Source organism: Streptomyces sp. MGP-P1 (assembly GCF_057766565.1).
In genome coordinates, this window is record NZ_JBYMEM010000005.1 from 1 (window position 1) to 14,958 (window position 14,958).

The 14,958-nt window shown below is 73.4% G+C and carries 5 protein-coding genes and 2 pseudogenes; all 7 read right to left on the bottom strand.

Annotated features, from left to right (window positions below):
• Positions 1-107: 107 nt before the first annotated feature.
• A pseudogene (locus AC3CH1_RS09175) lies at positions 108-1,615 on the bottom strand (peptidase); the annotation flags it as partial.
• Positions 1,616-1,716: 101 nt separating this feature from the next.
• The gene (locus tag AC3CH1_RS09180; RefSeq protein WP_488462472.1) at positions 1,717-3,642 is read right to left on the bottom strand and encodes a GMC family oxidoreductase N-terminal domain-containing protein; all 1,926 of its coding nucleotides are present in this window, start codon (positions 3,640-3,642) and stop codon (positions 1,717-1,719) included.
• A 61-nt stretch (positions 3,643-3,703) separates the two neighbouring features.
• Positions 3,704-5,320 (bottom strand): succinic semialdehyde dehydrogenase, encoded by a 1,617-nt coding sequence (locus AC3CH1_RS09185; RefSeq protein WP_488462473.1) that lies wholly within the window; start codon positions 5,318-5,320, stop codon positions 3,704-3,706.
• Between the two features lie 173 nt (positions 5,321-5,493).
• A complete protein-coding gene (locus AC3CH1_RS09190; protein WP_488462474.1) occupies positions 5,494-7,152 on the bottom strand; it encodes a serine/threonine-protein kinase in 1,659 nt (552 codons plus the stop codon).
• 116 nt (positions 7,153-7,268) lie between these two features.
• A complete protein-coding gene (locus AC3CH1_RS09195) occupies positions 7,269-9,023 on the bottom strand; it encodes a serine/threonine-protein kinase (protein WP_488462475.1) in 1,755 nt (584 codons plus the stop codon).
• A 195-nt stretch (positions 9,024-9,218) separates the two neighbouring features.
• Complete coding sequence (locus AC3CH1_RS09200; RefSeq protein ID WP_488462476.1) at positions 9,219-12,395, bottom strand: protein kinase; 3,177 nt, start codon at positions 12,393-12,395, stop codon at positions 9,219-9,221.
• A gap of 301 nt (positions 12,396-12,696) precedes the next feature.
• Positions 12,697-14,830: pseudogene (locus AC3CH1_RS09205) on the bottom strand (serine/threonine-protein kinase).
• Between the last annotated feature and the right edge of the window lie 128 nt (positions 14,831-14,958).

The following is a 14,958-nucleotide window of genomic DNA, read 5'->3' on the forward strand; positions in this document are numbered from 1 at the left end:
CCCTGTACTTCGTTCGAAATCGAGCACCCGATATTAACCTTCTCGCAAAGGCAGAAAGTAGTCGTTTTCGCATTATCGTGAAACGCTTTTTTTCGTGCGCCGCTTCATCCGGGGCCGCCCGTCGAGCCGCCGGATTCAGAGCCGCCGCCCTCACCGTTGAGGATCAGGTGCGCGGTGTTGTTGGCGGGCTCGGGGTCGAACGGCAGCGCCGGGTTCTGGGTCCACGTGCTGCGGACGGTCACCTCTCCGCTCGCGCCGATCAGGGCCCTGTCGATCCTCAGCTCGAAGGGCAGTCCGAGGTCGGCCCCGTCCCGCACGGTCATCGAGGTGTCGCATACGTAACGCGGTGCGGGGCTGTTCTGGTCCTCGCGGTACTTCCCGTCGGCGGTCACCGCACGGCAGCGGTCCGGCTTCGCGGTGACCGACGCGCCCTGCGGGACGGTGAAGTCGAGCGTGGCGACCGGCTCGCCGGAGCGGAGGTGGCCGATCCAGGCGGGGCCCTCGTTGCGGAAGCCGATGTCGGCCTTCACCGTGGTCCCGGCGGCTCCGGACGCCTCGTCGCCGTACGCGACGAAGTCGGCCGTGTTCTTCGTACGGAAGTCGGCCTCCTGCTGGTTGTCCTGCGGGTTGAGGTCACTGCCCCGGGCGGCCGCGCCCTTCTGGGAGGCCTTCACCGGGACCGCCGTCAGCACGGAGCCCGCGCCCCGCGCGAAGGGGCGCCCGCACGCTGGGCCGTGCGCTGGGCGGCGCCGTCCTCGTGGATGCGGTAGACGAAGGTGTCGTAGTAGGCGCGGGTGGTGGCCTCGATGGTCAGCGGGGTCTCCAGGGTGTACGTCGCGCCCGCCTCGAAGGCCCCCTCGACGGAGCAGAGGGCCGTGGTCCAGCCGATGCCCGGGACGTCCGGGTCGTCCACGGTGTACTCGCAGTTGGCGTAGCGCTGCGGAATGTCGAGGCCCCGGGTGTACATGAGGGTGAGCAGTACGCCGTCGACGTCCCGGCTGCCCCGGTTGGTGAAGGTGATCGGGGCCTGCTGCTCGTCGCCCGGGTTCAGCTCCTGGTCGAAGGGGAGCTGCTCCATGACCAGGTCGGGGCCGCCGACCGTGAGCCGGGTGGTGAACGGGGTGAAGGTGGCGCCCTCCGCCTCCCCGGTCACCCTGATCGTGCCCGTGTCCCCGGCCTCGCTGCCCTCAGCGGCGGTGACCAGGAGATCGGCGGCGCCCTGGTTGCCCGGCCAGATGCCCCAGTCGCGGCAGACCGCCTTCGCACCGGTGACCTCGCACTCCGCGCTGCCGGACTCGCCGTCGAACGCCACCTCGGCGACGCCGTCGATGTCGCTGAGGTCGAACGTGAGGGTGAAGTCGCCTCCGTAACCGCCGTCCTCCTCGTCCTGGCTCGGGTTGTTGACGGTGATCCCGACCGTGGAGTGCCGCGGCTCGCCGCTCTCCGGGTACGGGTTCAGCCCCGTCTCGGCGGGGCCGCCGAGGGCGAAGACCGGTACGTCGGCGGCGCCCGCCGGGGCGGCGGCCCCGGCGAGCGAGGCCGCGGCCAGGAGACCCGCGGCGGCGAGGGAGCCCGCCGCGCGGCGCAGCGCGGTGCTCGGGGTGAAGGGTGTCATCGGGGACCTCTGGGACTCGGCAGGAGCTGTGTGACCGCTGTGACGGTCATCGCGGTACGGGTTCGACCGCGCAGCCCGCCGAAGAGTTGCCCGGAGGAAGATCACGGATTGGGTACGGGAGTGTTCCCGACGCCCTTCACGTCCGCCCCGGCCTCCGCCGTCCCCTTCGGCGGCACCACCGGGATGCCCAGGAACGGCAGCTTCAGCGCGCCGAACGCCTCCTTCGGCACGGTCGGCGCGAGCGGCTCGACGGGAGCGATCCGCTCGTAGGCCTCGCCCTGCTCCGGACGCGGGTCCGCCTCGCCCTTGTTGGGCCACAACGACATCGCGCGCTCGGCCTGGGCGGTGATGGTCAGCGAGGGGTTGACGCCGAGGTTGGCGGAGACCGCGGAACCGTCGACGACGCTGATGCCGGGGTGGCCGTAGAGGCGGTGGTACGGGTCGATGACGCCCTCGTCGGCGTTCGCGCCGATCGGGCAGCCGCCGAGGAAGTGGGCGGTGAGCGGGGTGCCCATCAGTTCGCCGACGTTGGAGCCGGCGAAGCCGTTGATCTCCTCGGCGAGCAGGGTGGCGCTGTGGGTGGCCTCCGGTATCTGGGTCGGGTTGGGCGCGCCGTGGCCCTGGCGGGCGGTGAGCAGGCCCTTGCCGATGCCGCCCGGTTTGCGGTACGTCGTCAGGGAGTTGTCCAGCGACTGCATGACGAGGCCGATGATGGTGCGCTCGGACCAGCGGTGGTTGGAGAGCGAACGGGCGGCGAGGGTGGGGTGCTTGACCATGTTGGCGAGCCAGCCGCGCACCCGGTGGGCCCCGTAGGGGACCTGGAGTATCGACATCGCGCCCATGGCGTTGGAGCCCTTGCCGTAGCGGACGGGCTCGATGTGGGTGTGGTCGTCCGGGTGGATCGAGGAGGTGATCGCGACGCCCTGCGAGAAGTCGGCCTTCGCGGTGCCGTGCTTCTTGCGGTAGCGGCGGTCGCTGGTCTGGGAGCCGACCAGCGCCTCGGAGTTGGTGCGGGTCAGTTCGCCGAGCCGCGCGGAGAGCCGGGGCAGCAGCCCCCGGTCCTTCATGGTGTGCAGCAGGGTCTGGGTGCCGTACGTGCCCGCGGCGACGACGACCTGTCGGGCGCGCAGCCTCGTGGGCTTCGCCCTGCGGCGGCGGTCGGTGGGGACGGTGAGGACCCGGTAGCCGCCCCCGGCGTCGTCGGTGACCGCGACGACGGAGGTCATCGGGTGGATGACCGCCCCGGCCCGCTCGGCGAGGTGGAGGTAGTTCTCGTTGAGGGTGTTCTTGGCTCCGTGGCGGCAGCCCGTCATGCACTCGCCGCACTCGGTGCAGGCCTTGCGGGCGGGGCCCGCGCCGCCGAAGTACGGGTCGGGGACGGCGGAGCCGGGCCTGGCCCTCGCGGTGCCGTCGGCGTCCTTGCCGTCGCCGAAGAAGACGCCGACCGGGGCCAGGTGGAAGGTGTCGCCGACGCCCATGGCCTCCGCGGCGGCCTTGAGGTGGATGTCGGAGGGGGTCATCGTCGGGTTGACGCGGACCCCGAGCATGCGGCGGGCCTGGTCGTAGTACGGCTTCAGCTCGTCCTGCCAGTCGGTGATCGAGGCCCACTGCCGGTCCTCGAAGAACGGGGCGGGCGGGACGTACAGCGTGTTGGCGTAGTTGAGGGATCCGCCGCCGACCCCGGCCCCCGCGAGCACCATGACGTTGCCGAGGAGGTGGACGCGCTGGATGCCGAAGAGGCCCAGCGCGGGGGCCCAGAGGTAGTTCTTCAGGTCCCAGGAGGTCTTCGGGAGGGTGCCGGGGGTGAAGCGGCGGCCCGCCTCCAGGATCCCGACCCGGTACCCCTTCTCGGTCAGCCGCAGCGCCGACACCGCGCCCCCGAAGCCCGATCCGACGACCAGGACGTCGTAGTCGTACGCGGCGTCGTCCTCGGCCGGCACAGGGCTCGCCGGCACAGGGCTCGCCTGGACAGGGGCCGTCGGCGCGGGGCTCATGGCCTGTTTCTGGGCAGGGCTGTCCTGGGACATGGCACTCCTCGGAACGGAATCGGTACGAAAAGGGCGGAAGTCGCTGCGGACCCCGGGGTGTTCAGCGCAGCCGGAACGCCTTCATCGCCTTGAGGCCGCTGGTCATGAGCGCGGCGTACCTCTCGTCGTCCAGCCCGAAGGAGGGCGCGAGCGGCATCACTCGCTGCTGGGCGACGGTCTGGGCCTCGGTGTACTTGAGGATGCCCTCGGAGCCGTGCCGTCGGCCGAGGCCGGAGTCCTTCATGCCGCCCATCGGGGCCTGGACGCTGCCGTAGGCGGGGGCGAACCCCTCGTTGATGTTGACGGTGCCGGTGCGCAGCCGGGCCGCGACCTGGTGACCGCGCCGGGAGTCGGTGGTCCAGACGCTGGCGTTGAGGCCGTACGGGGTGGCGTTGGCCAGCGCGATCACCTCGTCCTCGTCGCTGAAGCGGTAGATCGAGACGACCGGTCCGAAGGTCTCCTCGGTGCAGACGGTCATCGGGGCCTCCACCCCGTCGAGGATGGTCGGCTCGTAGAACAGCGGGCCGATGTCGGGGCGGGCGACGCCGCCGGCGACGAGCTTCGCGCCCTTCTCGACAGCCTCGTCGACGTGGCGCTTGACGGTCTCCAGCTGGCGTTCGCCGACGAGGGAGCCCATGTCGGCCCCGTAGGCCAGGGCGCTGCCGAGCCGCATGGCCTTCGTCCGGGTGGCGAAGCGCTCCACGAAGTCGTCGGCGACGGACTCGTGGACGTACAGCCGCTCGATGGCGATGCAGAGCTGTCCGGCGGAGGAGAAACAGGCGCGGACGGCTCCCGCGGCGGCCTTCTCGACGTCGGCGTCCTTCAGTACGAGCATGGCGTTCTTGCCGCCGAGCTCCAGGGAGACGCCGACCAGTCGGGACGCGGCGCCGACGGCGACCTCGCGGCCGGTGCGGGTGGAGCCGGTGAAGGAGACGTAGTCGGCGCGGCTGACGACCTCGGGTCCCACGACGGGTCCCTCGCCGAGGACGACCTGGAAGACCTCGGCGGGCAGTCCGGCCTCGATCAGCAGGTCGCGGCCCCACAGGGCGGTGAGCGCGGTCTCCGTGTCGGGCTTCATCACGACGGCGTTGCCAGAGACGAACGCGGGCAGCGCGTCGCCCACGGAGAGTTCGAGCGGGTAGTTCCAGGGGGCGATCTGGCCGACGACGCCGCGCGGCTGACGCGCTTCGGTGACCTTGGTGAGGATCGGGACGACGCCGGTGTGGCGGCGGGGCTTGAGGTAGGCGGCGGCCTTGCGCCCGTAGTGGCGGGCGGCGACGGCGACGGCCTGCACCTCCTCGTGGGCGTGCAGGCGGGCCTTGCCGGTCTCCAGCTGGATGAGGTCGAGGACCTCGGACTGGCGGCTGAGGACGAGGTCGTGGAAGCGCAGCAAGACGGCGGCCCGCTGCCGTACGGGGACGGCGGCCCAGACGGGCTGGGCGGCGCGGGCCCGGTCGAAGGCGGTGGCGACGTCCTCGGGGGTGGACTCGGGCAGGTCGGCCAGCTTCTCCCCGGTGAAGGGGGTGTGGTTGGCCGTGCGGCCCGACCCGACGACGCCACGGGTCAGCTGGGCGATCACCTCGGGGGTGACCACGTCGGCGGCGGTACGCACACCGGCGGGGGTGGCCGCCACGGGGTTCGTACCGACAGGGGCGTCAGGGGCCTGGGAGTCCGTCATGAGGCCGAGAGTATGTCCAGCCGCAGCCTTTGGGTACCCGTGGGTAACAGTTTTTCACAGGACCCGCCGCCTCCGCCGGGCGCCCTCCTCGAATGAGCCAGTGATCGCTGGCGACATAATCGCTGATCAGTGGCTATGCGGCCGACCGCCCCGCGGCGGTCGGCCCGCGGCACTCAGGAAGCGTGAATCTTCAGCCCCTCGGTGACCTCGGTGAAGATCGCGTCGCCGTCCTTCGCCGCGTCCCCCTTGGCGGGCATCCTCACCCGCACGTGCCAGTAGGGGTCGTTCTCCTTCTCGCCCGGGATCAGCAGCTCCCGGAGGCGGTAGCGCACCGGATCGTCGCCGGACGAGGGGTAGGGGACGAACTCGGTGGTCATCTCGAACGCCTTGCGCCCCTCGTGCGTGGCGTCCTCGTACGTGACGGAGGCTTCCTCCATGTCCGTGGAGCTCGACGAGCCCTCCTCGTAGTACTCCTTGCGGGCCTTCGGGTCGACGCCGGGATTGTCGTCCATGGTGTCCTCGCTCTTCGGGGAGCGGTGCCAGAAGGTGATCTCGAAGACGCCGCTGGGATCCGCGTACCAGACCAGCTCGTCCTCGCCGTCCTCCTGGACCCGCTTGTACTCCTCCGGCACGGCGACGTCCGCCGACAGGACCTCGTTCTCCGGCCGGACCTGCCAGCCCTCGGGCGGTCCGTCGCCCGCGAACGGGTTCAGCAGGAGCAGGACGAACGAGACCGCCACCGCCAGCGCCCCACCGCCGAGCGCGAACTGCGCGACGCGGTTGCGGTGCAGCACGGGCGGCACCCACTTGCTGCCACCGCCTCCGCTTCCGCCCACGGGGGCCGTCCCGTACGCCTGCGCCGGGGCCGGGGACGCCAGCTGCTGGAGCACCCGGCGGACCTCGGCGGCCGGCGGACGGGCCGCGGGGTCCTTGCGGAGCAGCTGCATGACGAGCGCGCCGAACGCGCCCGTGCCACGGGCGGGCACCTGCGGCTCGGCGGACAGCACGGCCTGGAGGGTGGCCGGGGTGTGCGAGCGGCGGTACGGGGACATCCCCTCGACCGCCGCGTACAGCACGACGCCCAGCGACCACAGGTCCGACTCCGGTCCGGGGCGCTGCCCGAGGACCCGCTCCGGTGAGATGTACTCGGGCGAACCGACGAACGCTCCGGTCTCGGTGAGCTGCTGCTCGCCCTCGACCTGGGCGATCCCGAAGTCGGTGAGGACGACCCGGTCGCCGGTGCCGAGCATGACGTTGTCCGGCTTGACGTCCCGGTGCAGAATGCCGATCGCGTGGGCGGCCATCAGCGCGTCGAGGACGGCGAGGCCTATCCTGGCCGCCTCGCGGGGGTCCAGGGTGCCTTCCTGGAGGCGGTCGCCGAGCGAAGGGCCGCGCACCAGCTCCATGACGATCCACGGCTTGCCGTCCTCGACGGCCACGTCGTGGACGGTCACGACGGAGGGGTGGTCGATCCGGGCGGCGGCCCGCGCCTCGCGCTGCATGCGCTGGTGCACCATGCTGTGCTCGCGCTCGCCGAGGTGTTCCGGTACGCGCGGTTCCTTGACGGCCACCTCCCGGTCCACGACCTCGTCGTGGGCCCGCCACACCGTGCCCATACCGCCGTGCCCGAGCCGGGCGAGCAGCCGGTAGCGCCCGCCGATCAGCCGGTTCACCGCGTTGTCCGGGGCGCTCGCGTGGACGGTCGGGGACGGAAGGTGCGCCGGGGGTGAGGGATGCGGCGCGGGATGCGGCGCGCCGAAGCCGCCCGGTGTCCGCGGCGGCTGGAGTCCGTAGCTGGTGGGCTGGTTCGCCCATCCCCCGTGATCTGTCATGTACCCCATCCTGGATCACGGGCCGGGCCGGGCACCACCGGGGATGGACACCGGATGCGCAGCCGTGACCGTCCCGCGACCCGGCCGGAGCATCGGGCGCCCGCCGGACGCCGTGCTCACTGCTGGGGTTTCGGGGCGCTCCAACTGCGCAGCATGATGTCGAACTTCTCGCGGCTGGCCTCCCAGCCCTCCTGCGGGGCCGTCAGATACAGCGCGTACTCGGGGCCGCCGGGACCGCCGTAGTACATCTGGTCGATGCCGTGCCGGGGCCCCGGGTGGTCCTTGGTCTCGTTCCAGGTGAACTCCCAGAGGGCGCCCGGCCGGTCGCGGAAGGTGTTCTTCTCCATCCCGATCCGCTGATACCCCGGCAGCCGCTCGGAGAGCTGCTCCTCCATGTTCTCCATGTGCAGATACGGATGCTCGAAGTCCGGGTCCGGGTCGACGCTGATGCGGATCCGGTGGGCCCCGTCGTCCGGCGTGTAGTCGATCTGCCCGTCCTGGACCTGCCGGGTCCAGTCCACCGGCACGACCAGGCTGAACCCCGCCGGGTCGTCGACCCGGCGCCAGCCGTCGGGTATCTCCGGTGTCCCCTCCGACGACGCGGCCGGATCCGGGGAGGTCCGCTCCGTGGAAGTGGGCCCCGGGGACGGTGCGCCGGCCGCGGCCGCAGCGCCGCTCGTTCCCTCGGGGGCGTCCGAACCTTCCCCGTACTTCATCGCGAACAGCCCGGCCGCGCCCCCCAGGACGGCCGCGGCGACGACCACGACGAGCACCGTGCGCCACCGGGATCCGGCGCGCCGGGTCACCGCGGCGGAGGCGGGGCCGGTGACCGGGGCGGCGGCGTCCGGGCCGGGGGCGGGCGTCGTCGTGGCGGGGGTCGCTCCGGGCAGCCGGGCGGTGGCGCCGTCAAAACCGCCGGCGCCGTTCGGGCCGCCGGAAACGTTCGGGCCGCCGGGGCCGTTCGCGTCCCGGTAGGCGTACCGGGCGTCCTCGGGGAAGCGCTGGGTCGGCACGTGCGCCTGCGCGGCACGGGGCTCGCGGCCGTCCATCGCGTCCAGCAGCATCTGCTCGGTCTGGGCGGCGGTGGGCCGGTCGTCCGGATCCTTGCGGAGCAGCGCGGTGATCACGGCGCCGAGCGGGCCGGCGTTGACCGGGGCGGGCGGCTCCTCGGTGACGACGGCCTGCATGGTGGAGATCGGGGACGTACGGCGGAACGGGGAGGTCCCCTCGACCGCCGTGTACAGCGTCGCGCCCAAGGACCAGAGGTCGGAGGCCGGTCCGGGGTCGCCGCCGCGTACCCGCTCCGGGGCGAGGTAGTCGATGGAGCCGACCAGTTCGCCGGTCCGGGTGATGGTGGAGTCGCCCTCGATCGCGGCGATCCCGAAGTCGGTCAGCAGCACCTGACCGTCGCGCGCCAGCAGCACGTTGCCGGGCTTGACGTCGCGGTGCAGCACCCCTGCCGCGTGCGCGGCGCGCAGGGCGCTCAGCACGTGCAGCCCGATGCGGGCCGCCTCGCGCGGGGCGACCTCGCCGCTCTCCTTGGCCGAGTCGGCGAGCGAGGGCCCGTCGACGTACTGCATGACGATCCAGGGGCGGTTGTCGTACTCGATCACATCGTGGACGGTGACGACGCCGGGGTGCGTGATGCGCGCCGCCGCCCGTGCCTCCTTCTGCGTCCTGGCGTGCAGGACGAGCCGGTCGGCCTCGGCGACGTACAGCCCGGCGGTCAACTCCTTGACGGCGACCGTGCGGTGCAGCACCTCGTCGTGGGCGCGCCAGACCTTGCCCATGCCGCCCCGGCCGAGGACGTCGCCCAGCCGGTAGCGCCCCGCCAGCACCAGTCCCGCGTCCGTGCTCTGTGATCGATCCACGTGATGTCCCCGCCCCGTTCCTCGAATGGCCAGATTACGGAGGCGCGGCGGTGGGGCGGAACCGGGGATCGCCCACGAGACCGCACTGTGATGGTTGTCGGCACCGCACAACACCCGTGACGCAGCAGTGGCGATGACGTGTGATCAGGCCCGGGCGCGGACGGTCGCGTGCGCGCGGTCGGGCGTGGCCGGCGGTCAGGTGACCCGGTACGAGGCGATGGCCTGCTCGTAGATCTCGGTGACCTTGTCCCGCTCGCTCTCGGGCCCGATGACCTGGATGACGTGGTATCTGCCGTCGACGATCATGGCGAGATTACGGACGTACACCTCGCGTCCGCCGCTCTCCTGCCAGGTGAACTGCCCCTCGGCCATGGCCTGCCGGCCGACGTCGACCCGGCGCAGTCCGGACGAGGAGGACCAGGTGGAGTCTCGGAACGGCTGGAGCTCGGGCTCCTTTTCCCGCTGGTAGTCCAGCGGATCGGCGCCCCCCGCCTTCACCGTGTCCCTGCCCGGCACCACGAGCAGGGTGAACCCGTCGCTGCCGTAGCGGATCTGCCGGTCCGCGTTGGCAGGGCTGCGCTGCCAGTCCTTCGGTACGCCGACCTCGAAGCCCTCCGCGTCCTCGCGGAGCGCGTAGCCGGGGGCGAGCGCCACGGCCGACCGGCTGGTCTGCGGCTGCTGGGAGCCGGGATCGGCGGACCCGCCCGCCGAGGCGGACGGCTCGGGCTCCCCCGAGGCGGCGGGCGGGGCGGCGGAGCCGGCGGGCGACGTCGGCGCTCCGCTGTCCCTGCCCGCCTCCTGCTTCGGCAGGAACATCACGGCGTACGCGACGGCGGCCGCCATCAGCAGCAGGATGAGGACGAGCAGCAGCCGGCCCAGGCTGCGCGGCGATGAGGACTCCTCGCCCCTGCGCGGCGGTTCCCGCAGCACCCGGGGCCCCTTGGGCGCACGGGGTGCGCGGGCCGGGCGCTCCTCCTCCCAGGTCTCCACGGGCATCCGCACGGACCGGTCGGGCGGCAGCAGCGACTCCTGCCGGTCCCGCTGCTCGCCGCCGCCGTGCTGCTGCGGCGGCTGCCGGCGCTTCCCCTGGCGGTGCCTGCCGTGCGCCGAGCCGCCGCCGAAACGACCCCAGCGCCGGCGGACCAGCTCGCCCCGGCGGCGTACGACGGGGAGCCGGGTGGCGTCGGGCGCGGGCAGGGTGACGACGTCGGTGCCCGCCTCGGGCTCCGGCGCGGAGCGCACCAGCGAGCGCAGCCAGCCGCGCAGCTCCTCGAAGTCCGGCCGCTCCGTGGGGTCCTGGCGCAGCAGCGACTCGACGACGGGCCGCAGCGGGCCGCACTCCTCCGCGAAGGCGGGCGGCTCCCCGCACACCATCTGGACGAGCTCGGCCGCGTTCTCCTCGGGGTAGGGGGCGTGGCCCTGGACGGCGCGGTAGAGCAGTGCGCCGAGCGCCCACAGGTCGGTGGAGGGGCCGATCGGGGGCGCGAGCTGCCAGTTCTCGTGGACGGGACCCGCCTGCTCGGGGGCCCAGCGCTCGGTGACGGCTCCGACGACGGCGATGCGCGCCTGGCGGGCGCGTTCGGCGGCGAGCGGGGTGGCGGGGCCCCGGTAGACGGCGGGCTCGTCGCCGCCCGCGACGGCCTCCTCCCAGGCGCCGGGGGCGGTCCGCCCGTCCCGGGGCGAGGCCGTGCGGGCGAGCTGCCTGGGGGCCGGGGCCGCCGGGCCGGGCCGCCGGGAGTCGGCGCGCAGCGCGTCCTCGCCGGAGCCGCCCGCGGAGACGGGCCGCGCACCGGGTCCGTCGTCCCAGGTCCCGGCGAGGTGCACGCGGCGGCCCGGCGGTCGGGGGCCGTCCTCGTCGTCCTCGTCGTCCTCGTCGTCGTAGGGGTCCTCGGCGGGGATGCCCCAGGGGGAGGTCGGTCCGGGGGCCGCGGGGGCGCCCGGGGCCGGGGCGCCGGGCGCCGGGCGCTGCGGCGGGAGGATGCCGGTGTCGGCGTCCTCGTCGGCTCCGACTCCGCTGGTGCGCGGGGCGGGCGCGCGCCCTCCCGGCGGCGACTTCGTGAGGTCGGCCGGGGCGCGGTCGGCCTGCTGCCGGTCCTCGGTGACCCGGGCGGCGGCCCGTGCGCCCGCCCGGTAGGCGGCGATGGCTCCGGCGCGCGCGGCCCGCAACTGGGCGGCGCTCGCGGCACCCGGCTCGGCGGGGGGCGGCACGGCGGTGTACGGGACGGTGGGGGCGGCGGGACGCGGGACGATCTCCTGCCCGGCGTGCGACGCGAAGGGCTCGGCTTCCGGGCCGCCCGGCGGCAGGTCGTGCCGGTCGCCGGACCGGTCCTCGGCCCGGTCGGTGTCCCGGTCGCGGTCCCGGTCGTCGTATCGGTCCTCGTACCGGTCGTCGTACCGGTCCTCGTCCGTCTCGTCGTCCTGGCGCGGTGCGTAACCCTGCGGCAGCGACGGAACGGGGAGCCCCTGGCCGCCTCGGTGCGGCCGGTCCGCCCGGCCGCCATCACCGCCGTACTCCTGGACGTCCTCGGCCTCGTCCACGTACTCCGCGTACTCCTGTACGTCCGTGTACTCCTGGACGTCCGCGTACTCCGTGTGCTCCTCGGCGGCCGCGTAGCCCCCCTGGCCGTCGTCGACGGATCCGTAGCCCTCGACCGGCGCGTATTCCGTTTCGCTCCTGGCCGACGGGAGCGCGTAGGCCCCGTCGAGCTCTCGCGGCGGGGCCGCCTCGACGGCCGGGATGCCGTACGTCGCGGGGCCGGCCACCGGGTCGGTGTCGGGCACCGGTCCGGGGGCGTATCCGCAGAGCGCCTCCTCGGCCGCGCCCGCCGCGAGACCGGTGAGCACGACGCGGCCGTCGTCGCACACCAGGACCGTGCGCACGGTGATGTTGCGATGGGTCCAGCCGTGGGCGTGCAGCACCCGCAGGGCGGTGAGCACGTCGGAGCCGATCTCGGCCGCCCGGTAGGGGTTGAGGGGGCGTTCGGCGAGGAGGGCGGCGAGCGGACGGGCCGCGACGAGCTCACTCACTATCCACAACGAGCCCGCTTCGGCGAACACGTCGAAGACCTGGTCGAGCCGGGGATGATCGGGCACCTGGGCGGCGGCCTGCGCGGCCTCGATCGCCCGGCGGACCGCCGGGTCCGTGCTGCGGCGGACCGCTCGCCCGGGGGCGCGTCCGGATGATGCGGAGGGCCGGCCGTCGGCGTCGAGCACCTCCGCGTCCACGATCTCCGGCAACGGCACCTGGCGGACCAGGACTTCCTGTCCGCTGTAGGTGTCGAACGCCCGGGTCTCGGCCAGTTCGTACCCATCGGACGGGGGCAGCGGAAGGCGGTAGCGGTCGGCAAGCACCCGACCCGCGTAGTCGTCCACGACGCCTCCCCAGAGCGCGCTCTTCCCCCGGTCACCGGAGGCGCACTTATCCGTCGGTCACGGTCATTCGGCGGACAATTGACCCGCTGTTCCGGCTGCGTACGGTCCCCGGCCTCTTACGATACGTGGCAACACGGGCCGCCGGGCGGGGTCGCGCCAACCTGGACCGCACAAACGTTTCCCACCGACCGGTCCAGGACGTTCCCGACCGGTCGACGGGCATGCCCAGGCGCACAGTCGGCACGCGCCCGGGCGGTCGGTCGGCATGTGCCCAGGCGGTCGGTCGGCACGTGCCCAGCGGTCAGTCAGTGGGCGTGAACGTGGCGAACGCCGTTTCGCGCAGCGTCCGGCACTCGTCGTCCTCCCACTCGCCCGCCTTGCAGCTGATCATGATCGAGTAGCCGCGCTTGGCGTCCACCTTGAACCCCCGGTTGAGCACCTTGACCCGGACGCCGTTGTGGCTGCGTTCGAACGTCCAGTCCGCGACGGTCGGATACCCGTTGTACTCGACCTTCTTGATGCCGCCGTGCTTGTAGCCGTCGCTGAGGACCTTGACGCTCCCGACGGCTCCGCGCCAGGCGGCCGCCGCGTCGCCCTTGGGCGAGCTGTTGAAGTCGACCTGGACGCGGGGGAAGCCGCCCCGCTTGTCGTTGTAGATGCCGCCGGAGTTGCTGCCCGCGATGGCGGTGCGCTTGAAGCCCTCGGGCATCGCCATGGTGAAGTGGAACCGGGTGTCGGTGACCTTCTCGTACCCGGCGGGCAGGGCGTCGCCCGGGGCCGCCCCGTCGTCCTCGCCATCGTCGGAACCGGAGTCGTCGGCGTCGTCGGAGCCGTCGGCGGACGGGTCGGCGGACGGATCGGCGGAGGCTCGGCCGTCGTCCGTGCCCTGGCCCTCCTTCTGACCGCCGCCCTTCTCGCCGGCCGAACCGCCGCCGGTGTCGCCGCCCTTGTCGTCGGCGCCGCCGGCCGAGGCTCCGGCCGAGGCGGCCGTGTCGCCGCCCTTGTCCGCGTTGTCGTCGCCGAGCGTGAGCGCGAGGACCGTCCCGAGAACGGCCAGGGCGACGAGGGCCGCGATGATCGCGAGGGTGCGGCGGGGCACCACGTCGGTGATCGAGGCACGCGTGGACGCGACCGAGGCCGGCGGGCGCTGCCCGGGTACGGACCCGCTCGCCGCCGCGGACTCCGAGGCGCCGACGGGCGCCGCGACGGCTCCCTTGGCGGTCGCCCGGGCGGACGCGGCGGGCTTCGCGCCCGAGGCGGAAGTCCCGGGCGGCGACGGAGGCTTGGGCGGGGTGACGGACGGACCGCCGGCCGTCGCGGCCGGAGAGCCCGCCGACGCGGCGGCCGCACCCGCCGCCGCTCCCGCGGCCGCCGCGGGGGTCTTCGCGTTGCGCACGGAGCGCAGGGCTCCGCGCAGCCGGTCGCGGGAGCCGCCGCCGGACTCGCCCGACCCGGTGGGCTGCTTCGGCGGCTTCGGGGCCTTGGGCTGCTTCGGCGTCCTCTTGACGAGGGGGTCGGCGGCGGGCGCCGGCGGCAACGCCATGATCTGGGTGGAGTCCGCGGGGGCCGGGGCGGGAACGTCGGGGGCGTTGATGACGTCGTTGAGCAACGCCCGCGCTCCGGCGTCGTCGAGGCGCTGGTCGGGGTCCCGGGCGAGCAGCCCGTAGATGACCTCGGTGAGCGGGCCGGCGTTCTTCGGCGGATCGAGCGGTTCGGTCATCACGGCCGTCAGGGTGGCGATGGCCGAGCCCTTGTCGTACGGCGGACAGCCCTCGACGCTCGCGTACAGCAGTCCGCCGAGGGACCACAGGTCCGCGGGCGGACCCGGCTTGTGACCGCGGGCGCGCTCCGGCGAGATGTACCGAGGGTGCGCCGACGAGCATGCCGGTGGAGGTGACCGACGGGTCCCCCTCGACCTGGGCGATGCCGAAGTCGGTGAGCACGACGCGCCCGTCCTCGGCGATCAGCACGTTGGACGGCTTCACGTCGCGGTGCAGGATGCCCTCGCGGTGCGCCGAGCGCAGCACGTCGAGGATGGCGAGCCCGACCTCGGCGGCCCGCCTCGGTGTCAGCGTGCCGTCCTCGCGGATCGCCTCGGCGAGCGACTTGCCCTCGATCAGCTCCATGACGATCCACGGGCGGTCGTCCTCGTCGACCACGTCGTAGACGGTCACGGCGCTGTTGTTGCGAATCCGTGCGATCGCCTTGGCCTCACGCAGGGTGCGCGTGATCAGCCGGCGCTTCTCGTCCTCGTCGATCGCCCCGGGGAACCGCAGTTCCTTGACCGCGACCGTGCGGCCGAGCGTCTCGTCGTCGGCGCGCCAGACCGTACCCATGCCGCCTCGGCCGAGCACCTCACCGAGCCGGTAGCGCCCCGCGAGGAGACGACCGTTCTTGTCCCGTTGGGGCTCCCGTGCCTGCTCCGCCTCCGACATGCGTCCCCTCTGCGATCAACCCGCCCTGGCAGAGCGTTCATTGTCCCTCACCCCGGGACCGGTCCTGGTGCCGGGTCCGGGGTCCGCCGCGCCGCGGCTCGAAGAGGGAAGCCCCCACAGCCTGCTAC

Excerpts from the sequence above, each read along its gene's own strand:
- AC3CH1_RS09180 (WP_488462472.1), bottom strand. The coding sequence starts at position 3,642 with ATGTCCCAGGACAGCCCTGCCCAGAAACAGGCCATGAGCCCCGCGCCG.
- AC3CH1_RS09185 (WP_488462473.1), bottom strand. The coding sequence starts at position 5,320 with ATGACGGACTCCCAGGCCCCTGACGCCCCTGTCGGTACGAACCCCGTG.
- AC3CH1_RS09190 (WP_488462474.1), bottom strand. The coding sequence starts at position 7,152 with ATGACAGATCACGGGGGATGGGCGAACCAGCCCACCAGCTACGGACTC.